Raw genomic sequence first — 26,065 nt, forward strand, 5'->3', positions numbered from 1 at the left:
GGGTGGCCGATCGAAGATAGTGGCACCAAAATTATTAGGGTACCATTTATATTCGGACTCGCCCTCTCCGGCTCGATGGAAGCCCTCCGCCTCCTGACCCGACGGCAGCTCGAGACCCTCCAGGTCGTTCGGAGCCGGGAGACCCAGGAGCGAGGCGCCTCGCTGAAGTCGATCGCCGCCGCCCTCCGTCTCACCGCTCCCTCCGCGCTGGGACACCTCACCCCGCTCGAGGCGCTCGGCCTCGTCGAGCGATATCGCGGAAAGAGCCGCCTGACCGAGAAGGGCCGTCGGACCCTCCTCGAGTACGCCCGCCACCACCGAGTGGCGGAGACGCTCTTCGGGCGTCTCGGGCTGTCCCCCGATGCGACCTGCGCCGCGGCCCACGAGATCGACCTGGCGCTCTCGCACCGGACCGTCGAGGAGCTCTGCCGGGCGCAGCGACACCCGACCGAGTGCCCGCACGGCGAGCCGATCACGCCGTGCCACGCGCCGGGCAGCGGACGGCCGGGCTAGCGCCGCGGAGCGGCGGGACCAGGGGCCATGCAGTGGACTCGCAAGTCGATCGTCATCGCGGTCGTGCTGGTCGCCGTCGTCGCGGGGACGGCCTACGCCGTCGCCACGAGCCGGGCTCCTCCCGACATGTGCCAGGGGGTCGCCCTCGGCATCCCGACGGAGGCCGCTTCGACCGGCTCGACGCCGGTCGCGGTTCTACCGGACAGGTCCGTGGACCCGGCGCCCGCTCATCCCCCACCCGCGGTCGCTCCGGCGGCCGACCGAGCTCCTGCGGCCCTCGCTCCGATCCCGGTGGTGGCCGCCGAGAACTTTTGGGGCAGCCTGGTCGCCCAGCTGGGCGGGAACGAGACGTCGGTGCTGAGCATCGTGACCGACCCGAACGCCGACCCCCATGAGTACGAGGCGAACACGTCCGACGCGCAGGCGATCGCCGACGCCCAGCTCGTCATCGTGAACGGCGTCGGCTACGACCAGTGGGCCCTGGATCTGATCGCGGCGGACGGCAACCCCGGACAGACCGTTCTCAACGTCGGCGAGCTGAACGGTGTCAACGTCACCGGCGGGATCGTGAGCGGCAACCCGCACATGTGGTACGACCCGGTCTACGTCAACCGTACCGTCGCGGCGATGTACGCCGATCTGGTCGAGATCCGACCGAGCGCGACCGCCTCCTTCGCGGCGAACTACGCGACGCTGAACGCCTCGCTCGCCTCGCTCTACGGGCAGGCGGCCCTCATCCGGGAGAGCTTCGCCGGGACCGTCGTCGCGTCGACCGAGAGCATCTTCGTCTACCTCGCGAACTATACCGATCTCGACCTCGTCAGCCCGCCCGCGTTCATGGAGGCGATCGCCGACGGGAGCGACCCGTCGGCCCAGAGCATCGTTCAGTTCGAGTGCCAGCTGCAGAGCGGGCTCGTCAAGGTGCTGGTCTACAACGAGCAGACCGTGACGCCGCTGACGACGAACATGAAGGCGATCGCGGCGGCCCACAACGTCACGGTCGTCGGGGTCACGGAGACGATCCAGCCACCGAACGTCTCCTTCGAGTCCTGGATGTACGGCGAGTACCTCGACCTCGAGAACGCGCTCGACGCTGAGGCCCTCGGCCGGTAGGGCGCCATGGCGACCTCCTCCCTCCGCTCGGACGCGCCGGCGGCCGGCGCGGACGGGGCGCCCGCGCTGCGGGCCGAGGGCCTGACGGTCGCCTACCGCGACAAACGGGTCTGGCAGGACGCGAACTTCGAGGTCGAACCCGGCGAGTTCGTCGCCGTCATCGGACCCAACGGTGCCGGCAAGACCACCCTCTTCCGCCTCCTGCTCGGACTGCAGCGACCGGCGAGCGGGCGCCTCCGCCTGTTCGGTGCGCCCCCCCGCCGAGGGAACCCCCGGATCGGCTACGTCCCCCAACGCCACACGATCGACAACGACACCCACGTCGCGGCGAACGCCCTCGTGCAGCTGGGGGTCTCGGGCACGCACTGGGGGCCCGGCTGGAAGGCCGGCCGAGATCGCCGGAGCGCGGCCGAAGCGCTGGCCGCGGTCGACGCGTTGGAGCTCGGCACACGCCCTCTCAGCGCCCTCTCCGGCGGGGAGCTGCAGCGGATCTTCCTCGCCGAGGCGCTCGTCGGGAGGCCGGACATGCTGCTGCTCGACGAGCCGCTGTCGAACCTCGACCTGCGTCGGACGCGGGAGCTGGTCGAGGTGGTCCATCGCCTGGTCCGGGCCCGCCACGTCACGACGCTCCTCGTCGCGCACGACATCAACCCGCTGATCGAATGCCTCGACAAGGTGATCTACATCGCGAACGGCCGGGTCGCCACCGGGACACCGGCCGAGGTGCTGACCTCGGCGTCGCTCACCGAGCTCTACGGCGTGCCGGTCGAGGTCCTCCACGACTCGCGTGGCAACATCGTGATCGTGGGCGGCGAGGACCCACACGAGCGGGAGGGCCGATGACGAACTCGTTCAGCTGGAACTTCGTCACCGACCTTCGGGCGATGTGGCAGTACGAGTTCATGCGGAACGCCTTCGAAGCGGGCACGATCATCGCGATCGTCGCGGGGCTCGTCGGCTACCTCGTCGTCCTGCGCCGGTCCGCCTTCGCCACGCACGCGCTGGGGCATGTGGGCTTCTCGGGAGCGGCCGGCGCCGTGCTGTTCGGCGTGAACCCGGTCTACGGGCTGCTGCTGTTCACGACGACCGGGGGCACGGGCATGGCGCTCCTCGGCAAGCGCGCCTCGACCCGCGACATCGAGATCGGGACCGTGCTGGCCTTCCTGCTCGGCGTCGGGCTCGTCTTCCTGAGCCTGTACGCCGGATACGCGACGGAGGCCTATTCGATCCTCTTCGGCGAGATCCTAGGGATCAGCGACGCGGGGGTGCTCCTCACGCTCGAAGCGGGGGTCGTCGTCCTCGTGGCGCTCGCGCTCATGTACCGACCGCTGCTGTTCGCTTCGCTCGACGAGGACGTCGCGGAGGCGAAAGGGCTCCCGACGCTGGCGCTCGGGCTCGCGTTCATGCTGATCCTCGCCGTGGCGATCTCCTTCGCGGTGCAGGTCGTCGGGGTGCTCCTGATCTTCGCGCTGCTCGTCACCCCAGCGGCGATCGCGGTGCGGCTCACCCAGCGGCCGAGGTGGGCCGCGCTCGTCTCGGTCGCGGTCGCGCTGCTCGCGGTATGGCTGGGCCTCTTCCTCTCCTGGTACGAGCCGTATCCCGTCAGCTTCTTCATCGTGACGATCGCCTTCGTGCTGTACCTGCTCGTCCGCGCCGCCGGCTTCGCGCGCCAGCGGCTCGTCGCTCGGTCGGATCGGGAAGCGCCGTCGGCGGCCGCGGCGGGCCCGGAGTCCACGTAGCCCGACCGCGGCGCGCTCGGTGGCCCAGCGCTCAGGCCGTCGCGCGCACCCCGGGAGTCGGGGGCACGAGCCGCTCGACGGGCGGGCTCGTGCGACCCGCCCGGCGTCGCGGGCTCGCCACGGGCGCCGCCAGGACCCGGCGGACGTACGCCTCGTCGAAGATCTCGGTCAGGGAGCGGGGCCGGCCGTCGGCGAACACCCGGTCGGCGTGCCACTTGGAACCGAAGCGCACCAGGGTCATCAGCACGGGCAACACGTCGTTGCCCTTCTCCGTGACCTCCCAGCGGGCGTACTTGGGCCCCCGCTCGACGCGCACGATGAAGCCTTCGCGCTCGAGCTCGCTCAGACGCAGCGCGAGGACCCGCTTGGTCAGGCCCGGCGTCGCCCGCATCATCTCGTTGAACCGCTGCGCGCGATAGAGCGCGATGTCCCGGAGGATCTGCAGAGCATACTTTCGCCCGAGGATCCCGAGACTGGCCGCGACCGGGCAGCACTCAAACTCGACCTTGAAGCGGACGGTCGGCGTCGGGCGCGCCGGGGCGATCATGGATGTCCTACTTTCATTCCCCCAGCCGCTCATATCGGTTTACGGTCTTACGCCAGCGCAGGCACGGACGTGATCGCTCGGAGCGAAGAGTCCAATAGCCCGAGGACGCTGCTCGCCGCCGTGCCCGGCCTGGACGTGCATCTCGACAGCTGGCTGCGCGAGTTCGGACCGCGGGGGCGCGAGACGATCGACGCGGGCTCCGTCGACGAGCTCCTCGACGCGCTGGAGGCGCGGTACCCCCGGCTGCGCTTCCGACTGCGGGACGAGACCGGGCAGCTCCGGCGCTACGTTCGCGTGTTCGTGGACGGGGAGGACGTGAGCGGGACGACGGGCCTCACCACGTCGCTGGCCGGCGCCCGGTCGGTCGATATCCTCCATTCCATCGCCGGAGGCTGAGGAGGAAAGAGGGCATGCCGCGGAACCAGAGAGTCCGGGTCCTTCTCGGGACCCGCAAGGGAACCTACGTCGTCGACAGCGACCGCCGCCGCCGAACCTGGAGAGTGGGCCCGGCCGCCCATGCGGGCAGCGAGGTCTACCACGTGGTGGCCGACCCGCGCCACCCGGGAGACCTCTACGCGGCCGTGAACAACGGTTTCTGGGGCCCGATGGTGCAGCGCTCGCGCAACTGGGGCAAGACCTGGAAGGAGATCGCCACGCCCCTGACGCCGGTCCGCAAGGACCGTACCGGGCCGTTCTTCGACGACAGCCCGGGCGCCGGGACGCCGCGGCCGCTCACGAACCTCTGGCACATCGAGCCGGGGCTGCCGAGCGAGCCCGGGACGCTGTTCCTCGGCGCCGACCCGCATCTGTTGTTCCGCAGCCCGGACCTCGGGGCGAGCTGGCAAGGGGTGGCCAGCCTCAACGAGCACCCGGACCGCAAGAACTGGGGGCCCGGTGCGGGCGGGGCGTGCCTGCACACGATCCTGCTCGATCCGCGGGACCCCCAGCGCCTCTACGTGGGCATGTCGGCGGTCGGAACGTTCCGATCCGAGGACGGAGGCGGGAGCTGGAAGCCGGTCAACCGCGGCGTGATGACCCCGTTCCTGCCGACCAAATACCCCGAGACGGGCCAGTGCGTCCACCACGTCGCGATGGACGCGGCGAACCCCGACGTCTTCTACCGACAGGACCACGGCGGCATGTACGTCTCTCGCGACCGGATGGAGCGCTGGACGCGGATCGGCCGAGCCCTCGGCGACGACTTCGGCTTCTGCGTCGCGTCGCCGGCAAGCGCCCCGGGCCGCGCCTACTTCGTCCGCCTGAACGGGCAGGCGCGCGTGACCGGTGAGGGATACTTCCAGGTCCACGCCTGGGACGACGAGCGGCGCCGCTGGTCGAGGCTGCTCCAACCGGGGGCCTTCCCCGGCCACTTCGGCGTCCAGCGGGAAGGGATCGCGACCGACGCCCTGACCCCGCACGGCATCTACGTGGGCACGACGACCGGTCAGCTGTTCATCAGCCCGAACGCCGGCCGGTCCTGGCAGCTTGTGGCCTACCAGTTCCCGGGCATCCACTCGGTGAGCATCGCGAACCCGGACTGAGGTCCCCGGGGGCGAGGCCGCTCGTCGGCCGGATCGCCGACAATTTTATATTGTTTCCAAATTGTTCGCTTACCGAACTAAATGAGCTCGACGTCGGATGGCTCGGCCGGTCGGCCCCCGAACCCGGCGGACCGGCTCGCCCGGACGGTCGGTCGACTGGTCCGGAACCGGATCAAGCACGGGCGCGAGGAGGCGAGGGCGCTCGGTCTGACCTTGCCGCAGCTGTTCGTGCTCGTCGGCCTGCGGGAGTTCGAACCGATGCCCGTGAGCCGATGGACCGACGCGATCGGGGTTTCTCCCTCCGCCACCACGGGGCTCCTCGACGGCCTCGAAGAGGCCGGCTACCTGGCCCGCGTCCACGGCCGGACGGACCGACGACAGGTGCTGATCTCGCTCACTCCGGCTGGTCGCCGGCTGGGGGCACGGGTCGAGCGCGGGGCCCGCGCCCGATGGCGAGCCTTCTGCCGGGGGGTGTCCGAGCAGGATCTCGGGGCCGCGGCGGACACGCTCGAGCGGATCGTCCGACGCATGGGACCCGCGGCGGACCTCGCTCCGCGGGGTCGGCCGCGATCGCGGACCCCGCCCGGGACGAGGCGTCGCGATCGCCGGAGCGGATAGTCGGATGGCCGCCGAGCAGGACGCGCCGCCCTCGAACGCCGGCCCCCCGACCCCGGCGCCGAAGACGCTCGCGACCTTCGATCGCGCGTACGCCAATCGCGTGATGGTCCTTCTCGCCGCGATCGTCGTCGTGGTCCTGTACATCGAGGGGATGCTCACGCCGTCGCTGCCGACGATCCAGTCCGACTTCCACGTCGACACGGCGCAGGCGAGCCTCATCATCTCCTCCTACGCCGCCGCCGGGGTGGCCCTGTCGCCCGTCATCGGGAAGCTCGGCGACATCCACGGCAAGCGCAAGGTGCTCAGCGCCGTCATGCTCGCCTACGCCGCCGCGGTCTCCGTCACCGGCTTCTCTCCGACGTTCTCCTTCATGGTGGCCGCCCGCACGGTCCAGGGGATCGGGCTCACGATCCTTCCGCTCGGAATGGCCCTCGTGCGCGAGGAGTTCCCGCGGGAGCTCGTCCCGCGCGCCCAGGGGCTCCTCAGCGCCATGTTCGGCGTCGGATTCGTGGTGAGCCTGCCGGCCGGGTCGTTCATCTCGCAGAACTACGGCTGGCGGGTCACCTACCACTCCGCGATCCCGTTCGTCGTGCTGCTCGCGATCCTGGTCGTCCTCTTCGTGCGGGAGTCGTCGTACCGACGGCCGAACGCCCGGGTCGACTACGTCGGCGCGGCGTTCCTCGGGGGCGGGCTCGGCGGCGTGGTGACGGGGCTCGCCCAGGGCCAGCTGTGGGGATGGACCTCCGCGCCGACCCTCAGCTTCCTGGGCGTCGGGATCGCCCTGTTCGTCCCGTTCGCGCTCTACGAGGGCTGGTGGAAGCGGCGCAACCGCGAGCCGATCATCGACGGCCGGCTGCTGCGGGAGCGGAACGTCCTCGTCACGAACCTCGTCCTCACCGTGGTCGGTCTCGCGATGTACGTGGCCCTGTTCTCGCTGATCTACCAGTTCGAGTTCCCGCCCGCCTCGGGGGGCTACAACGGGTCGTTCCCGACGATCAACATCTTCACCGCCGGCCTCTACATCGTTCCGCTCGCCCTCGCCATGATCGTCGTCGCGGCGGTCGTGAGCTTCACGGTCTCGCGCGTCGGGGTTAAGCCGCTCGCCCTCGGCGGCGCCGTCGTGACCGCGCTCGGCTTCTATCTCGTCTCGACGGCGGGTGCCCTCTCCCAGGCCCTGCTCTACGAGACGGTGATCGGGGCCGGGATCGCGATGCTGAACGCCTCGGTCATCAATCTGCTCATCCTCACCGTCGACCCCAAGGACATGGGGCAGGCGACCGCGATGAACAACGTCTTCCGCAACATCGGCGGGAGCGTCGGCGCCCCGATCGCCGGCTCGCTGCTCGCCACGTTCGTCCTCACTTCGGGGCCCTGGGCGGGCTTCGGGGTGCCCGCCCACCTCGCCTTCCAGTACGCGTTCTGGATCGCCGCGGCGGTGATGCTGGTCGGCGGGATCACGATCCTCTTCGGGCAGGAGGTCCTGGGCCCCCGTCGGCACAGCCGATTCGCCCATCTGCCCGTGCTGCCTCCCCACGCCCGCCGCGCCGCCGGGCCCGGGCCTCCGGATCCCGCGCCGGCCCCGGCCGTGGAGGGTACGCCGCTGGCCGACCCGGCCGCGCCCTAGCGTGCGGAACGGGCGCCCGGCGTCGAGGGCGCGGCCGGGCGCGAGGGAATTCGACTCACCCGCCGGTCGAGTCCCGGCGATCGGCAGATTCCCGGTTCGCGTCGGTCGCTGCCCTGGGCTGGATCCCTGGAACCGGACCAAGGTTCAGGCGTCCTTTCGCGAAGCGGCCTCGGTGACACCCGTCCGACCCCGACGGTTCGATACGGGCCTTCCTCCGCCGCCCCCCATCATCGGATGAATTAGATAGAGCAAGAATCGTCTCCCGTCACGAATGGTGCCCCCGGGAACCCGGCGCCTCTCGGCGATCTTCTTCGTTGACATGATCCGGTACAGCGCGCTCAGCCAGCGCGACGAGCCGCTCGCCCTCGAATATGCGCGCGACCTTCAGGCTCGGGTCCGACGTCAGGTCGAAGGGCATCGGGGCCGGTTGATCAAGACCCTCGGAGACGGCGCCCTCGCTGAATTCGAGAGCGCGCTGGAGGCGACCGAATGCGCCGTGGAACTTCAGCAGGAGTTGTCCGCGTCGAATGCGAGCCGGCCGGGACCCAAGCTCGAGGCGCGGGTCGGCATCCACGTCGGGGACGTCGTCCACGAGGGGGACGACGTCCTGGGAGATACGGTCAACATCGCCGCACGGATCGAGCCGCTGGCAGAACCCGCGGGCGTAGCGTTCAGCGGGACCGTCTTCGAGCAAGTGGCCCGCAAGATTCCCTACACGGCGACCCAGCTCGAGCACGTCCTCCTGAAGAACATCGACACGCCCATCGCCGTCTACAGCCTCGACCTTCCCTGGCACGCCGCTCCCGCCGCCGGCATTACGCCGTTCACCGATCGGACCACGGAGCTGGAGGGCCTTCGCGAGGCGGTCGCGCGGGCCGCCCAGCAGCACGGAGCCATGGTGTCGATCGTGGGCGAATCGGGAGTCGGCAAGACCCGACTTTCCGACGAGGCGTTCCGTCTGGCGGCCCGCCAGGGGTTTCGGATCGCCCGGGCGCGCGGGTTCGAAAACGTCCAGATCGGCCCATACGCGCTGTGGGCCCAGCTCGCTCGCGAGCTTCTCCGGGACGCCCCCTCGCTCACAGTCCATCAGGCCGCCGAAGGATGCGCCCGCGAGCTCGCGAGCCTCGTTCCGGAGATGGCCGAGCGGCTCGGTCCCCTCCCTCCGCAGCCGGCACTCGCTCCCGACGCGGCGCGCCTCCACTTCTTTACCGGGATCTCCCGTTTTCTCGAAAACCTCGCACGGCAGGCCCCGCTCGCGCTCCTGCTGGACGACCTCCAGTGGGCGGATCCGGAAACCTTCGCGTTGCTCCAGCATCTCAGCCAGCGAATCGGAGAGGTCCCGGTCCTGGTGGTGCTGACCTATCGCGACCAGGAGCTGAACGCGGACGACCCCCTGCTCCGCGGCCTCCTCGACCTGCGGATGAAACGGATACTCACCGAGATCCCGCTGCGCCGCCTCGGCCCTCACGACACCCGCTCCATGGTGGAAGCCGCCCTTCGAGGGGCCCAGGTCGCTCCCGATCTGCCGACGTCGATTGCGGAGAAGACCGGCGGAAATCCGCTCTTCGTCGAGGAGGTATTGCGGTCCCTCACCGAAGAGGAAGGGCTGGTCCGGACACCGGCCGGCTGGACGATCCGGCCCGGGTCGACGATCACGATTCCCTCGACCGTGCGGGAGACGGTCCTGCGGCGGATCCGCCGACTCGGGCCAGAGCTCCAGGGGGTACTCGAGTCGGCCTCGGTCCTGGGCAACGAGTTCGAGTTCGACCCTTGGACGGAGCTCTGTGGCATGGACGAGACTCGTTTGCTCTCTCTCGCGGAGGCCGGCCTGCGCGCACGGCTTCTCGTCGAGCGCGAGGTTTCCCCCGGGCGGGTCGTCTACCGCTTGGCCGACGAGCAGGTCCAGGCGGTGCTCTACGGGACGCTCTCGCTCGTCCGTCGACAACGTCTTCACCGTCGGGCCGGAGAGATCCTGGAGGCGCGACTGGGAGCTCAGGCCGACGATCGGGCGGCCGAGCTAGCGCAGCATTTTTTGCGGGGCGACCGTCCCGAGAAGGCCTTCGAGTACTTCTTCCGCGCCGGCACCCGGGCCCGGGAGGTCTTCGCGCGCGACCGGGCGATCGACGCATATCGACAGGGGGCGGAGCTGGTGGATCGCGCCCTCGCCTCGGCTCCGGGCGATGCCGACTGGGAGGCTCGGGGTGTCCAGGTCTACGAGGCGATGGGGAACGAGCAGTACGAGCTGGCCGCTTTTGTCGATGCCCGCACGAGCTACCTGCGGGGTTCGGCCCTGGCCGGCGCCCGGGATCCGGTCGGGGCGGCGCGTCTCCTGGCCCTGGACGCGGAGTCGCTCGAACGGACCAACGATTACTCCGGTGCGCAGGGCGAGCTCACGGCCGCCGAGGCGATGCTCGAACGTATCGCCCCGGATGCGCGGCACGAGGCATGGTGGACCGCGTGGAAGGAGGTCCAGTGGGCTCTCTTCGACGTCATGTACTGGCTGCACGACACGGCCGGACGGGAGCGAGTCTTGGCTCGCCTCGGCCCCGCCGTCGAGCAGAGAGGAATCCCGGACGAGCGAGTGTCGTTCTGCTACCTGCAGGCTCGCCACGGATGGCGTCGAGACCGAACGGTCACCGACGAGACGTTCCGGTTCGCCCAATCGGCACGGGAGATCCGGGAGGCGCAGCGTTCGCTCCGCGGGGAGGCCGAAACGGACACCGAGCACGACTTCATGCTCGGGTTCTTCCAGTACTGGCACGGGGACTTCGAAGAGAGCCGGGCGGCGTTTCAGAAGACCATCGAGTACGCCCAGAAGGTCCGGGACGTCACCCTCATCTCCCGCGCGCTCAACTACCTCCTCGCGACCGAGCGACGGCGCGGGAATGTCGCGGAGGTACGTCGCCTCGTCCCGTCCGCGAGAGAAGCCGCCCAGAAGGCGAGTCTGCCGGAGTACGAGGCGTTCGCCGACGCGAACGACGCATGGATCCGGTGGCGCTCCGGGGAATACGACCGGGTGGACGTACTCGGCCAGTCGGCCCTCCGCACATGGGCGAACCTGCCCGAACGGTATCCGGTCGACTGGATGGCGCTGTGGCCGATGATCGCCCTGAGTCTTTCCCGCCAGGAGACCGGACGCGCCATCGACCTCGCTCGGGGTCTGCTCGCGCCCTCGCAGGAACCGCTTCCTCCGGCATTGCACACTCTGGTCAGCGAAGCGGTTCGCGCCACGGAGAGCGCGAGTGAATCTCAGGCCGCGGAAATGCTGTCTCGTGCCGTGGAGATGGCGGAGCGCGCAGGATTCCTGTAGCCACGCCCCCCGCGATCGCGCCGCGGAGTATCGTAGCGCCGAGCCGGTCGCCGTTCGTACCGGCCACCCCGTCGGCTCCCGGGGCGCGCCCCCGGAGCCACGACGAGTCGAGATCGGAGATCGCCCGACACCCACCTTCCCAAGGGCGGATCCGGGAGGAATCGAAACCGGGCCCGAGGGGATTCGAACCCCTGATCTTGCGGTTAAGAGCCGCCTGCTCTACCGGGCTGAGCTACGGGCCCACGACGGCTCGCTCGGACCTGCGCCCGGGAGATAAAGCCTCGGAGCGAGCCGGGCGCCTCACCGGATCCGCTCGAGCGCCGCGCCGACCATGAGCGGCAGCAGAACGGTCACGTCGCCCTCGACGCTCACGTGGCGCGCCGTGGGCTTCACCTTGCCCCACGAGACGGCTTCGCGGGTCCGCGCGCCGGACAGGCTGCCGTCCCACTCCACCGCGGTCGTGAGGTAGAGGGCGGCGTCGAGCCCGCCCCGGAACTGGTTCCACCAGATCGTGTGGTGCTTGGAGATCCCGCCACCGAGGAGGATCGCCCCGCTCCGCCGCGCCTCGAAGACGAGGTCGCTGAGGGCCTGCTCGTCGGCGAACAGGTCGAGGGCGAAGGCCCGGTGGTCCTGCCAGAAGAGCCACAGCTGGGAGCCCACGGCACCGTCCGTGATCCCGGGCACGAAGACGGGGACGCGGCGGTCGTGGGCCGCCCGCAAAAGGCTCGAGCGCGCCGAGGCCGGGATCGCGGCGCCGATCGCTCGGGCGAGGGCCGCGCTCGAGAGCGACCGCGTCCCGTCGGCCCACAGCCGGCGCAGGATCGGCCGCATCTTGCGCTCGATGATCCGGCCGTAGTTCGCCTCGGGGATCACGAGGTTGCCGAGCCGATAGAGGTGGCGACGATGCAGCGCGACGTCGTTCAGGTCCCAGGCGCCGTGATAGTACGGCCGGAACGACCGGGCGAGGTCATGGTCGAGGGTGCCGCACGTCGTGATCACCGCGTCGACGTAGCCCTCGCGCACCAGGCCCGCGAGCACCCCGCGGGTCCCCGTGGCCATGAGGGCCGCCGGGAACGACAGGAACCGGGTCATCGACCGGTCGCCGAGCATCCGGGCGAGCAGGTCGACGCCCTCGGCGACCTGCTTCGCGCTGAACCCGCCCGCCGCGTCCATGCGGCGCACCAGGACGTCGAGCGACGGCGCGTCCCCTGCCTCGAGGTCCTCGACGCGTCGCGGCACGCTCGGGCCGAGGCCCGGAGGCTTAAATGCCCGTGCCGAAGCCGAGCGAGAACGAGTGGAAGACGAGCAGGTAGGCCACGATGTACCCGGCGAGGGCCCCGCCGTTGAGGAACGGGAGCCCGGCCTGCGCGTTGCCCCGCAGCACGATCCGCATCAGGACGGCGTAGCCGACGAGCGAGCCGAGGAGCGCGCCGAGGCCCGCCCAGAGGTTGCCCCCGAGCCCCCACACGACCGGCGCGTTCGGCAGCCAGATGAACGCGCTGACGACCAGGGTCCCCGGGATCACGACGTCGCCGAGGCCCATGAACAGCGCCTCCCGCTGCTCGACGGGCTGCGCGCGAACCGCCTTCAGGTTCGGGGCGCCGGGGTAGTCGTAGCCCGCCGACTCCGGCATCACCATCAGGATCGGCAGCTTCATGTCGGTCACGACCTCGGCGAGGCTCACCATGTGCTTGGTCCCGTAGACGGCGATCGCGTCGTAGACGAGCAGGGCCACGAGCAGGATGAACGCCGGCAGGATCGCGAAGGAGATGCCGAGGATCGCGATCAGCGAGCCCGCGGCGAGGAAGCCCACGAGGTCGATGACGTACCACTGCGGCTCCATCAGCAGCGCGAGGTAGAGCGAGGCGCTGACGATCGCGGCGAACACGAGCGCCGGATCGATCACGACCTCGGCCGCGGTCGGCGGCAGGAGGACGAGCCCGGGCGGGAAGATCGCGAACGTGGCGTACAGGGTGACGTAGAGCGACGCCGCGATCCCGAGCAGGATCAGGTGGCGCAGGGCGGAGATCCCACCCTGCCGCCGGGCGATGAACAGGATCGCGAGCGGCGCCACCACGATGATGACGATGATCTCGAGCGGGCCGGCGAGGCTCTGGGGGTTGGAGGACGAGGTCAGGCCGGCGGAGCGGAACGGGTCGGCGAGCAGGAGCGCGACCGCCTGGGCGCCCACGTAGAGCGCGAGGAGCCCGATCCAGCGGAGGCTCCGCATGTACGGCTACGGCTGGACCACGGCGTAGGCGTTGTTGCCGAGGACCTTGGTCACCTTCGCGTTGACGGTCGTCCCGCGCTGGTTCGCGCCCGTCACGAAGATCACGAACCCTTCTTTCTTAGCGACCCCGTCCCCGCGCCGGCCGACGTCCTCGATCGTCAGGCGATAGACCTCGCCGACGACGACCGGGGTCTTCGGACGCTCGGGCGCGACCACGCGGCGCACGGTCACGGGCCGCTGCGCCCCGCACGCCTCGCAGACGAGCAGGGTCAGCCGACCCTGCTTCTCGAGGTGCGTGTCGGGCCGCTTGCACTCCGAGCAGATCACGTACTTCGCCGTGTACTCCCGGATCCTCAGCGCGATCTGGTCCTTCGTGAGGCGGCTCTTGAGGACGCCGCGGGGCAGGTCGAGCACCCCGGGACAGCCGAGCTCCTTCGCCAGGTACTGGATCACGTGGTCGGGCTCGCGGCGCAGCACTCCGGCGATCTCCTGGAAGTTGCGGACGACCGTGTTCTTGCCGTCGGTCATCACGTCCGGCTCGGGCACCTGGAACCGGTCGCTGCCGATCTGGACGGGCGGCAGCTTCGCCCGCGCGCGCTCGAGGAGCGACTGGTAGCTCTCCATCGGGACGCGCGGGGACCGTGGGCTCGGGTAAAAGGATATCCTCAGGCGGACGGCGGCGCGGGGTCCGACGGGAACGCGGAGAGGACGTCGAGCACCCGCTCGAGGCTCCCGTCCTCGACGATCGCGCTCGCGCCGTGCCGGACCGCGTCGTCCTCCGGCCGGAACGCGACGCCGATCCGGCTGCGGCGGAACAGGCCGACGTCGATCTCCGAGTTGCCGACCGACGCGGTCTCCGACGGGTCCACCCCGAGCCGGGCCTGCAGGTCGGCGAGCACGTCGGCCTTGCGGTGGATCGGGACGCGGACGATGCCCTCGCCGGTCAGGCGGCCGGCCGCGTCGACGCGGAACCCGTTCGCGAGGACGACGTCGATCCCGAGCTCGTCGGCGATCCGACGCGCCAGCAGGTCGATCCCTCCGCTCACGATCGCGGTGCGCGCTCCTCGGGCCCGTAGGCCGCGGATCAGTTCGGAGGCGCCCGGCATCAACGGCGCGCGGTCGAGGATCCGCCCGATCTCGCCGAGCGACAGGTCGGGTCGGTGGCGCCACCAGATCCGGACGTCCGAACGGATGAACTCGAGATCGTCGATCTCGTAGGCCATGAACCGCCGCAGCCCCTCGGGGTTCGCGTCGCCGAAGTGCGCGTGGACCATCGCCCAGGAGCTCGGGACGTCGACGAGGGTCCCGTCCATGTCGAGCGCGACCAGCCTAAGCACGTTCGCCCCGCGCGATCGCATCCGCCGCGTCGAGGACCCGGTCCGGCGGGCGGATCGCCCAGGCGGCGAGGTTCGAGTCGACCTGCTCGGGCCGGGTCATCCCCACGACCGGCGCGGCGCCCTGGCGGGCGAGCCAGTGCAGCGCGATCGACGCGAGGGGCACGTTCGCGCTCCGGGCGAGCTCGCGCAGCGCGCGGGTGCGCTCAAGGACCGTCGGCAGGCGATCCGGCTCGAACAGGCGGTGGGCGTAGCGGCGCACCTCCGCGGGAACCGAGCGGCCGTCGAGGTACCGGCCGTGCAGGAGCCCGCGGGCGAGCGGTGAGTAGGCCTCGATCAGGATCCCGTGCGCCCGACAGTACTCCCGCACGGGATCGGCCTCGTCCCGGTCGAACAGGTTGTAGCGGACCTGGTTGACCGCGATGCGGGCCTCCCGGAGCGCTTCCGCCGCCGCCGTGAGCTCCTCGACCGAGAAGTTCGATACGCCGATCGCGCCCACCCGCCCGTCCTTCCAGGCGGCCTCGAGGGCGGGCATCGTCTCGGCGAGCGGCACGCGCGGATCGGGCGCGTGCACGAGGTAGAGGTCGACCGAGCGGCGACCGAGCCGCTCGAGGCTGTTGATGAGGCTCGAGCGGACCTGCTCCGGCCGCAGGTGCTCCCAGGAGACCTTGGTCACGACGAACGCTTCGGGGGCCTCACCGGCCGCCCGGCGCAGGACCTCGCCGAGCACGCGCTCGCTGCGGCCGTTGCCGTACACTTCGGCGGTGTCGAACCAGCGGAGCCCGGCTTCCCAGGCGCGGCCGATCGTGGCCTTCGTCCGGGCCTCGTCCTCGGGACCCCAGCGGCCGAGCGCCCACAGTCCGACGCCGAGCGCGGGGTGTGGCTTGGCCGACCCCGGGAGCGGCATCGTCCCGGGGAGGCCGGTGGGCGCCGGGGGCTTCTTCGCGCGGGGCGCGGCCGCGCGATCTCGGGTTCGGGAGGGGCGGGTTCGGGCGGGCACGGGGCTTCCCTAAACGCCCGGTCTCAAGTGCTCGTCGATGCGCCGGATCCGCTCCGCGAGCTCCCGGGCCTTGTCCCTCGTCGCGCGGACGACCTCGGGCGGCGCGCGGGCGCAAAACCCCTCGTCCGCGAGCCGGCGTTGTTCCTTGTCGAGGAGGCGGGTGAGCTTGGCGCGCTCGCGCTCGAGCGCCTCGGTCTCCCCGGCCGCCGGGGCCGGTCGGGCCAGGTAGCATTCGCCGAGCTCCGCCACCCGCCCCGCCGCGCCCGGAGGCGAAGCGGCACCGGCGGACAGGAACTCGAGCGGGCCCACCCGTGCGAGGCGCGTCACGGTCGCCGTCTCCCGCTCGAGGACCCGGGCGACCTCGGGCCCCGACGGGCGGATCCAGGCGGCCGGCACGGCGGGCGCGGCGATCGCCTCGTCCGCCCGGAGGTTGCGCAGCAGTCGGACCGCCTCGAGCACGGTCTCCATCTCGAGCTCCGCTTCGGCGTCCGGCGCGACCTCGTCCGCGGCGGGCCAAGGGGCCGTCGCGAGGAACTCGCCGTCGTGCGGGAGGGCATGCCAGAGCTCCTCGGAGAGATGCGGGACGAACGGGTGGAGACGACGCAGGGTTCGGTCGATCACGAACCGCAGCGTGGCGCGCGTCTCGCGGGCCGCGGGCTCACCCTGTCGGCCGGCGAGCGCGTCCTTGGCGATCTCGACGTACCGGTCCGCGAGCTCGTGCCAGACGAAGCGGTAGAGGACCGCGGCCGCCCGGGAGGGCTCGAAGCCGTCGAGCTCGGCTTCCGACTCCTCCGCGGCCCGACGGTAACGCGAGAGGACCCAGCGGTTCTCGAGACGCGCGCCCCGCGTCAACGACGGCGCGTCGCGCACCGCGTCGCCCCCGGCCGAGACGTGCGGGGCGGCGAAGCGGACGAGGTTCCACAGCTTCGTGAGGAAGTTGCGGGCCCCGTCGAGCACCGCCATCCCGAAGGGCCCGTCCTCCGAGGCGGGGTTCGGGAACAAAAGGCCGAAGCGCAGCGCGTCCGCGCCGCGCTCGCGGATGAGGTCGAGGGGCTCGGGGGAGTTGCCGAGGTGCTTCGACATCCGCCGTCCCGTCTCGTCCTGCACCATGCCGGTGAAGTAGACGTCGCGGAACGGGCGATCGCCGCGGAAGCGGTAGCCGCTCATCATCATCCGGGCGACCCAGAAGAACATGATGTCGCGGCCCGTGACGAGGACGCTCGTCGGGTAGTAGCGCTCGAGCAGCTCCGTTCGCTCGGGCCAGCCGAGGGTCGCGAACGGCCAGAGCCAGGAGGTGAACCAGGTGTCGAGCACGTCCGGGTCGGGCGACAGCTCGCTCGAGCCGCAGCGCTCGCAGCGCGTCGGCGTCTCGAGCGCGACGTTCGCCGTCCCGCAGGCACGGCACGTGTGCACGGGGATCGGATGCCCCCAGAGGATCTGGCGCGAGATGCACCAGTCCTGGATCCCGTCCATCCACCGGAAGAACGCCCGGTTCCAGCGCTCGGGATGGATCCGGATCTCCCCGGCACGGACCGCGGCCACGACCGGTGCGGCGAGCGGGGCCATCCGCACGAACCACTGCGTCGAGAGCCTCGGCTCCACGACCGCGTCCGAGCGCTCCGACCGCCCGATCGAGTGACGGTAGGGCTCGGATCGGACGAGGAGCCCGGCGTGATCGAGCGCGGCGATCACCTTCGCGCGCGCCTCTTCCCGCTCGTAGCCGTGGAACTCCGCGGGGACGCCGGCGCCCGTGAGGCGGGCGCTCTCGTCGAAGATCTCGACCGGCGTCGCGAGCTCGGGGTGCCGGAGGGCGATCTCGCGATCGACGGGGTCGTGCCGCGGCGTGATCTTGAGCGCGCCGGCGCCGAAGGTCGGGTCCACCGCGGGATCGGTGATCACGGGCACGCGCCGGTGGGAGATCGGGACACTCACGTACCGGCCGACCGCGTCGGCGTAGCGCGGGTCGTCCGGGTGGACAGCAACGGCGACGTCCCCGAAGATCGTCTCGGGGCGGACGGTCGCCACTTCGATCCCGCCGAGACCGCCGTCGGCGAAGGGGTAGCGGACGTGGACGAGCGTCGTCTCCTCCTCGGTGTTCACGACCTCGAGGTCGGAGATCGCGGTCCGCAGCCGGGGGTCCCAGTTGACCATCCGCTCGCCGCGGTAGACGAGGCCGTCGCGGTACAGCGCGACGAACGCGTCGCGGGTGGCCCGGACGCTGGCCGGGTCCATCGTGTAGCGGAACCGGCTCCAGTCGACCGAGAAACCGCCGGCGCGGGTCTGCTCGATGATCCGCCGCTCGTGCTCCGCCCGCCAGCGCTCGAGCTCGGCGAGCGCGGCCTCGCGGCTCAACTCCTCGAAGCGGACCCCTTCCTTCGCGAGCCGCCGCCGCACCTCGACCTGCGTCGCGAGGCCGGCGTGGTCTACCCCCGGGACCCAGAGGGTCGCACGTCCCTGCATCCGGGCCCGGCGCACGAGGGCGTCCATGACACTGTCGCCGAGCATGTGGCCGAGCGTCAGGACGCCGGTGACGTTCGGTGGCGGCAGGACCATCGAGAACGTCGGCCCGTCGGGCCGCTCCTTCGCGCGGAAGATCCCCGCCCGCTCCCAGGCCTCCTGCCAGCGCGCGTCGATCGCGGCGGCGTCGAAGCGGGTCGGAAGGCCGGGGTCCGTCAGATCGGACGCCTCCTATCGTGGCCCAGGGCGAGGGGCGCCGCGAGGGCGAGCTCCGCGATCGCGACGGCGCCCATGCCCGCGAGGCCGAGGTCGATCGAGGAGCTGGCGAGGAGGTGGAACGCCACGAGCGGCGCGCCGGCCGCGACGACCCCCGGGATCGACACGAGGAGCGCCCACCACGCGCCGGCGTACAGGTTCGCGACGGGCAGGCCCCGGGACCGCGAGCGGCGGAACAGGATGCCAAGCTCCAGCAGCGCGGCCGCGACGACCGCGGGCAGCTCGGCGGCGATGAAGGCGACGAAGCGCGTCGGCTCGAAGATCCTCAGGAGCGTGATGCCGAGGACGAGCCCGCTCGCGACGAGGTAGATCGCCGCGATCAGGCCGGCCTTGGCGAGGACGATCGCCCGGTCGCCGAGCGGCAGCGTGCGCCCGTAGGCGTAGGCATTCACCTCGATGGCGAAGAAGGCGGGGCCGAAGAAGGTTGCGAGCAGCGCGGCGGTCGTCACGGCGCCGATCGCGATCTCGCGCGCGTCGCTCGACGAGGGCGCGGCGACGAACGTGAAGAGGCCGATCACGACCGCGTCCAGGCACGGCAGCAGCACGAGGAACGCGTAGCCCGGCGTCCGGCTCGAGATCCGTAGATCCTTGGTCAGCACCGCGCGGGCGGCGCCGTGCGTCGCGAGCGCGAAGCGCGGGGGGACGAACTCCCGCGCGGCGAGCGGTGGCGCGAGGCCGACGCGGCGGACGGCGCCCATCAACCAGGAGAACCCGCCGATCGCGACCGCGAGGTAGCTGCCCGCCGCCGCGCACAGGATCGCGAGGCCGTCCGGGGTGAGCCCGAAGCCCGCCCGTCCGCCGGCGAAGAGCGGCGGGAGGGTCGCGAACGTGAAGGGGAACGCGGCGAGGAGCGCATCGCGCGCGAGCGACGGGCCGCTCGCGAGCGTCGCGGCGAGCAGCGCGAAGAACCCGCCCGCGGCGACGACGAAGGCGAACATCGCGAACGCGGGCAGGAGCCACAGGACGAGGTAGGCCCATCGCACGATCGCGCGCCCCCCTCCCCCGCGCGAGCCCTGCACGCGCCGCACGAAGGCGCGGCCGGTGAGCAGCGCGAGCGCGAGCGCGAAGACGATCGCCGCGAGCACGCCGGGAATCGTCGCGATCCCGGCGAGCGGGCCGAGCACCTCGCCCACGAACAGGGGGGTCGCGACCAGGACCGCGATCGCGGGGAGGTCGAACAGACGAAGGTAGAGCAACCCCGCGGCGCGCCCCAGGGTCCGGGCGTCGATCGGCAACGGCTCGAGCACCGCGAGCACTCCCGACGCGAGGAGCGTCGGCAGCACCTGGAGCCCCGTCCACCACAGGAACGCCACGTCGAGGCTGAGCAGACCGGTGAGGACGCCGGCCTCCACGACCGGCACGGCGACCGGGACGCCGAAGAACGGCCCCTCGGCGAGCCGCGGGGCGAGATGGAGCACCAGCGCGCCACCGGCGGTGATCAGGGTGAGCACCCCGGCCACGAGGATCTTGCTCTGGACCACTCGCCGCCGGGCGAGGGCCGCCGCCTTCGAGGTGTCGACCGAGGTCGGCAGATTGCCCTGCCGGAACGCGTAGACCGCCTGCAGGCAGACCTCCCCGAAGGCGACCGAGCTGATGCGACGGGCCTCCCGCCAGGTCATCGGCGGCCCTCCATCGCGCGGAGGGCCGCATCGAGGCCCTCGTCCTCGCGCGTGAGCCGCAGGAAGACGTCCTCGAGGGGTGCGTCGCCGCGCGCCGCGCGCTCGCGCAGATCGGCGAGCGAGCCCTCCGCGCGCAGGACGCCGTGATCGAGGATCCCGACGCGGTGGCAGAGCTGCTGGGCGATCTCCATGGTGTGCGTCGAGAACAGGGCGCCTCGGCCGCTGCTCCCCACGTAGCGCGCGAGCAGCTCCTTCATGAGGCGGACGGAGCGCGGATCGAGGCTGTTGAGCGGCTCGTCGAGCACGAGCAACGGAGGATGGTGGAGGAACGCGGCGATCAGGAGGACCTTCTGGCGGGTCCCGTTGGAGAGCGAGGAGATCGGCTCGTCGAACTCGGCCTCGAGGCGGAAGGCGCTCGCGTAGCCGGCGGCGCGCTCGGAGGCGACCGCTTCCGGCAGCGCGCGGACGCTCGCGACGAACTCCAGGAACTCGCGCGGCGTGAGCGCCTCGTAGAGCAGCGAGGTCTCGGGAACGTAGCCGATCCGCGCCTTGGCCGAGAGCCCGTCCGCGACCACGTCGAACCCGAAGACGCGGATGCGGCCGGCCGAGGGGGGCACGAGGCCGACGATCGCCTTGATCGTGCTCGACTTTCCCGCGCCGTTCGACCCGAGGAGGCCGTAGATCTCGCCGGGGCGCACTGCCAGCGAGAGCCGGTCCACCGCGCGTCGCTCGCCGTAGGCGATGGAGAGCTCCTCGATCACGAGCGGCGGGCCCGTCGGGGGCGGCTCGCCTGGCGCCACGAACGTACCGTCGGCGCGCCCGGCCTATAAGCTCCCGCGGCCGCGGCTAGCGCTGGCGCACGGGCGGGAACAGCAGGACGTCCTTGATCGACGCGACGCCGAGGAGCCCCATCACGACGCGGTCGACCCCGAGGCCGATGCCCGTCGCCGGCGGCATGCCGTAGCGCAGCGCTTCCACGAAGTCGGCGTCGTAGGCGTAGACGTCGGCCCCCCGGGCGCCCAGCTGCTCGCGGAAGCGGCGCTCCTGCTCGTCCGGATCGTTGAGCTCGGTGTAGGCGTTCCCGAGCTCGACGGTCCGGTAGAACATCTCGAAGCGCTCGACGCGCCCGGGCTTGGAGCGGTGCCGTTTCGCGAGGGGGGTCGTCGCGGCCGGATGATCCACGACGAAGGTGAGCGCCTCCAGGTGCGGCTCCACGTAGTGCTCGAACAGCTTCTCGAGGAACGTGCCCGCCGGCGAGTCGTCGGGCACGGTCGATCCGGCGGCGCGGGCGAGCGCGCGCAGCTCCTCCCGGCTCTTCCCGAGGAGGTCCGGGATGCCGCTGCGCCGCTCCAGCTCCTCGACGAAATCGACCGTCGCGAACGGCGGGCGGAAGTCCCGGGCCCCGCGCACCGCCTCGGGCGAGTCGGGCCGCAGCTCGGCGGCGCGGTCCGCGAGATGCTCGAAGAGGCGCTCGACGAGGCGACGCATGTCGTGGTAGTCGGCGTACGCCCAGTACGCCTCGAGCTCCGTGAACTCCGGGGCGTGCGTCGAGTCGAGGTCCTCGTTGCGGAAGGTCCGACCGAGCTCGTAGACGCGCTCGAGGCCCCCGACCAGCAGGCGCTTGAGCGGCAGCTCGAGGGCGATCCGCAGCTGGACCTCTCCGTCGAGGTAGTTCGAGCGGGTCACGAACGGGGCCGCGGCCGCGCCGCTCGCGACCGGCAGCAGGATCGGGGTTTCGACCTCGAGGAACCCGTGCGCGTCGAGGAAGCGACGCATCTCCCGGACGAGGAGCGTGCGCGAGCGGAATCGCTCGCGCGCCTCGGCCGAGGCAAGCAGGTCGACGTAGCGGCGGCGCAGCCGCTCTTCCACGTCCACCAGCCCGTGAAACTTCTCGGGCGGCGGCGCGATCGCCTTGGCGAGGAGCGTGAGCTGGCCCACCTCGAGCGATGGCTCCCGGCTCTTGGAGAGGGCCGGATGTCCCTCCGCGCCGACGATGTCGCCGGGATCGAGGTCGCGCAACCACGCGCGGAACGCCTCCTCGCCCAGGGCATCGGCCCGCAGGATCAGCTGGATCGAACCGGCCCGGTCCTCCAGGTCCGCGAAGGCCGTCCGCCCGTGGAGCCGGGTCGCCTTCAGTCGGCCCGCGACCCGGCAGGAGGTCTCGGCGTCATGGTCGCCGGGCGCGAGCGCGGACGCCGCCGCCCGGACCCGGTCCGTCGTCTCCCGACCCACGAACGACCAGGGATACGGCTCGCGACCCGCGGCGCGCCAGCGCGCGATCTTCTCCCGGCGCTCGTGCTCGAGCGGCGTCTCGTCGGTCACGCGGCTCCTCCGGGCCGGCGTCCGGAGCGACCTCGAGGGAAAAGCCTGTCGTCGGCGCGTGCTAGCTCGGCAGGCCCTCGAGCGAAAGGCGCTCTACGCCGCCGGGCCGGACGAGCGCGAGGTGCTCCGGGACCGCCGCGTCGCTGCCGGAGCCGCGCGCCGGCTCGTGCAGCAGCAGATAGGACCCGAGGAAGAACTCGGCGGCGGCGTCGCCGCCCCCGATGCCGTAGCTGACGTAGTCGGAGAAGTAGACATGGATCGCGCCGCTGCGCCGCTGGCGAAGCGCCTCGAGGAACTTCGTCCATTCGCCCGGTCCCTTGCGCTCGAGCTCGTCGACGAGGTCCCGCAAGAGCGGCCGCTGGCTGAGCCCGGCGAGCCCGTCGTAGGCGAGATAGATCGCCGGGTGCGGCTCGAGGGCCACGACGTCGAGTCGCAGGACGCCCTCCACGGGCTTGGTGCGCATGCCGAGCGCCCTACGGGTCCCGCGTTAAGAAGACTTCGCCACCGGCGGCGCACGCCGCCGGTGCCGGAAGGGGTTCGGCGAATTCCCTAGTGGTCGTGCGGGGCGCCGGCGCCCTTGTCCGAGGGGCTCGACTTCTTCGCGGCGATGATGTCGTCGATGCGCAGGACCATCGCGGCGACCTCCGCCGCGGAGGCGAGCGCCTGACGCTTCACCCGGAGCGGCTCGACCACGTGGAGCTTCCACATGTCGGCGGCCTTCCCGTCCGCGAGGTTGATCCCGATGTTCTTGTTCGCCTGCGGCCCGTCGTGGGCGCTCCGCAGTTCGATGAGGGTATTGATCGAGTCGTAGCCGCCGTTCTCGCTGAGGGCCCAGGGGACCGCCTCGAGGGCCTGCGCGAACGCCTCGCCCGCCAGCTGCTCGCGGCCACCGACCGATGGCGCCCACTTCCGGAGCTTGACCGCGAGGTCGATCTCCGTCGCGCCGCCGCCGGGGCAGATGACGCCGTCCTCGAGCACGCTCGCGACGACCTTGAGCGCGTCGTTGAGCGAGCGCTCGACCTCCTGCGTGACGTGCTCGGTGCCGCCGCGGATGAGGATCGAGACCGAGCGCGGGTTCGAGCAGCCGGTGACGAACGTCATGTCGTCCTCGCCGACCTTGCGCTCCTCGACCTTGGCCGCCGAGCCGAGGTCCGCCGGGGTGAGGTCCTTGAAGCCCGTGACGATCTTCGCGCCGGTCGCGCGAGAGAGCTTCTGGAGATCGGACTCCTTGACCTGCTTGACCGCGTAGATCCCGTCCTTGGCGAGGTAGTGGAGGACCACGTCGTCGATCCCCTTCTGGCAAACGACGACGTTGGCGCCGGACGCCTTGATCTGGTCGACCATCCGGCGGAACGTCTTGTCTTCCTCGTCGAGGAAGCTCTGGATCTGGCTGGGGTTCTTGATGTTGATCTTGCTCTCGATCTCGGTCTTCTTGATCTCGAGCGCGGAGTTGAGCAGCGCGATCTTCGCGGGCGCGATCTCCGCCGGCATCCGGGGGTGACCCCGCTCCTTGTCCAGGAGGATCCCGGCGATCAGCTCCGTGTCGGAGATGGTGCCGCCGTGGCGCTTCTGCACCTGGATCTGGTCCACGTCGGCGATCGTGCGGCCGCCCCGCTGTTCCGCGATCTTGCGGACCGCCTCGACCGCGATCTTGGCGAGCGCGTCGCGCGAGCCGAAGACGCCCTTCGAGCCCATCGCGGTCGTCGCGCAGTCGACGAGCACCGACTGATCGTCGGGCTTGACCGGCGTACCGATCTCGGTCTCGAGGAGGCGCTGGGCCTCCTGGACCGCGAGCTGGAAACCGCGGACGATCACCGTCGGGTGGACGTTCTGGTCGAGGAGCGACTCCGAGCGCTTCAACAGCTCACCGGCGAGAACGACCGCGGTCGTCGTGCCGTCGCCGCACTGCTGGTCCTGGGTCTTGGCGACCTCCACGAGCATCTTGGCCGCCGGGTGCTCGACGTCGACCTCCTTCAGGATCGTGACGCCGTCGTTGGTGATCGTGATGTCACCCATCGAGTCGACGAGCATCTTGTCCATGCCGCGCGGTCCGAGGGTCGATCGTACGGCGTCGGCGACCGCCCTCGCCGCGGCGATGTTGTTCGACGTGGCGCTGCGGCCGTGTTCGCGCTCGGTTCCTTCCTTCAGGACGAGAATGGGGGTGCCCTGGAGCATTCTGGCTCACCGTCTTTGGCAATTTTGTTCTTCTATATAATGATTCCCCGGCTCCCTGGCGCGGGGGCTCGCGCGAGGTTCGTGGCTCGCCGTGGCTGCGCGAGCGGGCGTCTGGCGCAGGACCTCGCGGTGCGGGGCCACCGGGGGCGCTACTTCGTGGAACCGCCCGGAAGTTGCGCGCGCGCTTCGGGGCCGTTGGAACGGAACCCGGGATCGCGCTCGCGCGGTCGCCGTATAGAAGTTATTTTATAGTAACATAAACTAATCGTTAGCGTAAACGCCGAGGTGGATCATGACGAAGGAACTGCAAACGAAGGAGAGCAACCCCTGGGCCGATCTCGATCAGGTCGTGGACGATCTGGGCCGCCGATTCTACGAAACGTTCGGCATCGCCCCGTTCGGCGCCGTCCGTGTGAGCGACGCCGGTCCCCAGTACCTGCGTGCGGCCCGCACCGACGTGACCGACACGGGTGCGGCGTTCCGGATCGTGGCCGAGGTCCCGGGGATCCCGAAGGACCAGATCGAGGTTCGCGTCCGCGGAGCGAACGTCGAGATCCGAGGCGAGAGCACGCAGGAGACGAAGGAGTCGAAGGCCGAGTACGTTCACCGGGAACGGACGTACGCGGGCTACTACCGCAGCCTCGAACTTCCCGAGCCGGTCGTCGGCGGGGAAGCGAAGGCGACCGTGGAGAACGGGCTCCTGACGCTCGAGCTCCCGAAGCTCACCCCGACGCCGGTCGAGACCGACGTCAAGGTCCCCGTCCAGTAGGACGGTGGGCCGGGCCCCCGGGAACCCCCGGGGGCCCCGATTTATTCTCCGTCGTGCGCGCCGAAGTCTCGCGGTCGCCGGGCCCGACCGAGCTCACCGCGGGCCAGGAGACCGCGGGACCCGGGCCGACCCAGGCGATCGCCATGCCGTCATAGCCCTTGACACCGACCATCGGGACGACCGTGGCGCGCAGCCGGGGATCGGCGCCGAGCGCCTCGAGGAACTGGCGCACGGCCGTGACGACGGCGTCCGTCTGTTTCGGTTCCGCGATGGCGCCCTCCCGAACCACGTTGTCGGCGACGAGCACGGTACCCGGGCGGGAGAGGGCGAGGGCCGCGCGCAGGTAGTCCGGGTACCCGGTCTTGTCCGCGTCGAGGAAGACGAGATCGAACGGCGGCGCTCCTTCCCGGGAGAGCTCGGCCAAGCTCTCGCGCGCGGGCCCCGGTCGGATCTCCACCCGCTCGGCCAGACCCGCGCGCGCGACGTTGGCCCGAGCGACCTCCGCATGGCGGCGATCTAGCTCGAGGCTGACGAGCCGGCCCTCCGGTGGCAGCGCGCGTGCCATCGCGATCGTCGAGTATCCGGCGAGCGTCCCGATCTCCAGGACGCGACGGGCCCCGCTCGCACGAACGAGGAGCTCCAGCAGGCGCGCCTGGATCGCGGAGACCTGGATCGGCGGAAGTCCGGCCTCGGCCGCAACCCGGTTCGTCGCCTCGAGGACCTCGTCCGGGCCGAGCAGCCGCGCCTCGATCCATCGGTCCACCGCCGCCCAGCGTTCCGTCTCCGCGCCCATCGACCCCCCAGCATGGTCCCGCCCCTAACGGTTCCCGGATGCGGGCCGAAGTCACTTAGCGCCGGTACCGCTGCCGCTCGCGAGC

23 protein-coding genes and 1 tRNA gene are annotated in these 26,065 nt (G+C 71.1%); 10 read left to right on the forward strand and 14 right to left on the reverse strand.

Going from position 1 to position 26,065, the window contains the following annotated elements; all coding sequences use genetic code 11:
- Nucleotides 1-75 precede the first annotated feature (75 nt).
- Genes VEL82_02815 through VEL82_02830 form a run of 4 tightly spaced genes read left to right on the forward strand, consistent with a single transcriptional unit; the run spans nucleotide 76 to nucleotide 3,365 of the window.
- Nucleotides 76-513 carry a metal-dependent transcriptional regulator gene (locus VEL82_02815; protein HXW66798.1) on the forward strand — a complete coding sequence of 146 codons (438 nt, stop codon included), beginning with the start codon at nucleotides 76-78 and terminating at the stop codon, nucleotides 511-513.
- Between the two features lie 27 nt (nucleotides 514-540).
- Nucleotides 541-1,626: a zinc ABC transporter substrate-binding protein gene (locus VEL82_02820; GenBank protein ID HXW66799.1), complete on the forward strand. Its 1,086-nt coding sequence runs from the start codon at nucleotides 541-543 to the stop codon at nucleotides 1,624-1,626.
- Between the two features lie 6 nt (nucleotides 1,627-1,632).
- Complete coding sequence (locus VEL82_02825) at nucleotides 1,633-2,469, forward strand: ATP-binding cassette domain-containing protein (GenBank protein HXW66800.1); 837 nt, start codon at nucleotides 1,633-1,635, stop codon at nucleotides 2,467-2,469.
- Nucleotides 2,466-3,365, forward strand: a complete 900-nt coding sequence (locus VEL82_02830) for a metal ABC transporter permease (protein ID HXW66801.1) — start codon at nucleotides 2,466-2,468, stop codon at nucleotides 3,363-3,365. Before VEL82_02825 ends, VEL82_02830 begins: the two co-directional genes overlap by 4 nt.
- 31 nt (nucleotides 3,366-3,396) lie before the next feature.
- Here VEL82_02830 and VEL82_02835 read toward each other — a convergent pair whose 3' ends face one another.
- Nucleotides 3,397-3,912, reverse strand: a complete 516-nt coding sequence (locus tag VEL82_02835; GenBank protein HXW66802.1) for a helix-turn-helix domain-containing protein — start codon at nucleotides 3,910-3,912, stop codon at nucleotides 3,397-3,399.
- A gap of 69 nt (nucleotides 3,913-3,981) precedes the next feature.
- Between VEL82_02835 and VEL82_02840 the strand changes: the two genes are divergently transcribed.
- The 5 genes from VEL82_02840 to VEL82_02860 all read left to right on the forward strand — a co-directional run bounded on the left by VEL82_02840 (nucleotide 3,982) and on the right by VEL82_02860 (nucleotide 11,005).
- Nucleotides 3,982-4,308: a MoaD/ThiS family protein gene (locus VEL82_02840; protein ID HXW66803.1), complete on the forward strand. Its 327-nt coding sequence runs from the start codon at nucleotides 3,982-3,984 to the stop codon at nucleotides 4,306-4,308.
- Nucleotides 4,309-4,322: 14 nt separating this feature from the next.
- Nucleotides 4,323-5,453: an exo-alpha-sialidase gene (locus tag VEL82_02845; protein HXW66804.1), complete on the forward strand. Its 1,131-nt coding sequence runs from the start codon at nucleotides 4,323-4,325 to the stop codon at nucleotides 5,451-5,453.
- Between the two features lie 81 nt (nucleotides 5,454-5,534).
- Nucleotides 5,535-6,071 (forward strand): MarR family transcriptional regulator, encoded by a 537-nt coding sequence (locus tag VEL82_02850; GenBank protein HXW66805.1) that lies wholly within the window; start codon nucleotides 5,535-5,537, stop codon nucleotides 6,069-6,071.
- A gap of 4 nt (nucleotides 6,072-6,075) precedes the next feature.
- The gene (locus VEL82_02855; protein HXW66806.1) at nucleotides 6,076-7,695 is read left to right on the forward strand and encodes an MFS transporter; all 1,620 of its coding nucleotides are present in this window, start codon (nucleotides 6,076-6,078) and stop codon (nucleotides 7,693-7,695) included.
- A gap of 271 nt (nucleotides 7,696-7,966) precedes the next feature.
- The gene (locus tag VEL82_02860) at nucleotides 7,967-11,005 is read left to right on the forward strand and encodes an AAA family ATPase (protein HXW66807.1); all 3,039 of its coding nucleotides are present in this window, start codon (nucleotides 7,967-7,969) and stop codon (nucleotides 11,003-11,005) included.
- 168 nt (nucleotides 11,006-11,173) lie between these two features.
- Here the strand turns inward: VEL82_02860 and VEL82_02865 are convergent.
- The 12 genes from VEL82_02865 to thsB all read right to left on the reverse strand — a co-directional run bounded on the left by VEL82_02865 (nucleotide 11,174) and on the right by thsB (nucleotide 24,418).
- Nucleotides 11,174-11,247 (reverse strand) — tRNA-Lys (locus VEL82_02865).
- 58 nt (nucleotides 11,248-11,305) lie between these two features.
- Nucleotides 11,306-12,244, reverse strand: coding sequence for a deoxyhypusine synthase (locus VEL82_02870; protein ID HXW66808.1), 939 nt, complete (start codon nucleotides 12,242-12,244; stop codon nucleotides 11,306-11,308).
- 22 nt (nucleotides 12,245-12,266) lie between these two features.
- Nucleotides 12,267-13,235: a presenilin family intramembrane aspartyl protease PSH gene (locus VEL82_02875; GenBank protein HXW66809.1), complete on the reverse strand. Its 969-nt coding sequence runs from the start codon at nucleotides 13,233-13,235 to the stop codon at nucleotides 12,267-12,269.
- A gap of 6 nt (nucleotides 13,236-13,241) precedes the next feature.
- Entirely contained in the window at nucleotides 13,242-13,859 is a 618-nt protein-coding gene (locus VEL82_02880) for a translation initiation factor IF-2 subunit beta (protein ID HXW66810.1), read from the reverse strand.
- A gap of 41 nt (nucleotides 13,860-13,900) precedes the next feature.
- Entirely contained in the window at nucleotides 13,901-14,593 is a 693-nt protein-coding gene (locus VEL82_02885) for an HAD-IB family phosphatase (protein ID HXW66811.1), read from the reverse strand.
- The gene (locus VEL82_02890) at nucleotides 14,565-15,476 is read right to left on the reverse strand and encodes an aldo/keto reductase (GenBank protein HXW66812.1); all 912 of its coding nucleotides are present in this window, start codon (nucleotides 15,474-15,476) and stop codon (nucleotides 14,565-14,567) included. The genes VEL82_02885 and VEL82_02890 overlap by 29 nt, the downstream gene beginning before the upstream one ends.
- 102 nt (nucleotides 15,477-15,578) lie before the next feature.
- Nucleotides 15,579-18,245, reverse strand: a complete 2,667-nt coding sequence (locus VEL82_02895; protein HXW66813.1) for a valine--tRNA ligase — start codon at nucleotides 18,243-18,245, stop codon at nucleotides 15,579-15,581.
- Complete coding sequence (locus VEL82_02900) at nucleotides 18,242-19,921, reverse strand: hypothetical protein (protein HXW66814.1); 1,680 nt, start codon at nucleotides 19,919-19,921, stop codon at nucleotides 18,242-18,244. Before VEL82_02900 ends, VEL82_02895 begins: the two co-directional genes overlap by 4 nt.
- Nucleotides 19,918-20,721: an ABC transporter ATP-binding protein gene (locus VEL82_02905; protein HXW66815.1), complete on the reverse strand. Its 804-nt coding sequence runs from the start codon at nucleotides 20,719-20,721 to the stop codon at nucleotides 19,918-19,920. Before VEL82_02905 ends, VEL82_02900 begins: the two co-directional genes overlap by 4 nt.
- Nucleotides 20,722-20,767: 46 nt before the next feature.
- Nucleotides 20,768-22,243: a lysine--tRNA ligase gene (gene lysS / locus VEL82_02910; GenBank protein HXW66816.1), complete on the reverse strand. Its 1,476-nt coding sequence runs from the start codon at nucleotides 22,241-22,243 to the stop codon at nucleotides 20,768-20,770.
- Between the two features lie 61 nt (nucleotides 22,244-22,304).
- Nucleotides 22,305-22,706, reverse strand: a complete 402-nt coding sequence (locus tag VEL82_02915; protein HXW66817.1) for a hypothetical protein — start codon at nucleotides 22,704-22,706, stop codon at nucleotides 22,305-22,307.
- Nucleotides 22,707-22,792: 86 nt separating this feature from the next.
- Nucleotides 22,793-24,418, reverse strand: coding sequence for a thermosome subunit beta (thsB, locus tag VEL82_02920; protein ID HXW66818.1), 1,626 nt, complete (start codon nucleotides 24,416-24,418; stop codon nucleotides 22,793-22,795).
- A gap of 292 nt (nucleotides 24,419-24,710) precedes the next feature.
- Here thsB and VEL82_02925 point away from each other — a divergent pair, with 292 nt between their 5' ends.
- On the forward strand, nucleotides 24,711-25,187 hold the full coding sequence (locus VEL82_02925; protein HXW66819.1) for an Hsp20/alpha crystallin family protein: 477 nt from the start codon (nucleotides 24,711-24,713) through the stop codon (nucleotides 25,185-25,187).
- Here VEL82_02925 and VEL82_02930 read toward each other — a convergent pair.
- Complete coding sequence (locus VEL82_02930) at nucleotides 25,168-25,980, reverse strand: O-methyltransferase (protein HXW66820.1); 813 nt, start codon at nucleotides 25,978-25,980, stop codon at nucleotides 25,168-25,170. The two genes, VEL82_02925 and VEL82_02930, sit on opposite strands and share 20 nt — an antisense overlap.
- Nucleotides 25,981-26,065: the final 85 nt, after the last annotated feature.

This window comes from Thermoplasmata archaeon (assembly GCA_035622275.1).
GTDB lineage: Archaea > Thermoplasmatota > Thermoplasmata > Lutacidiplasmatales > UBA184 > Lutacidiplasma.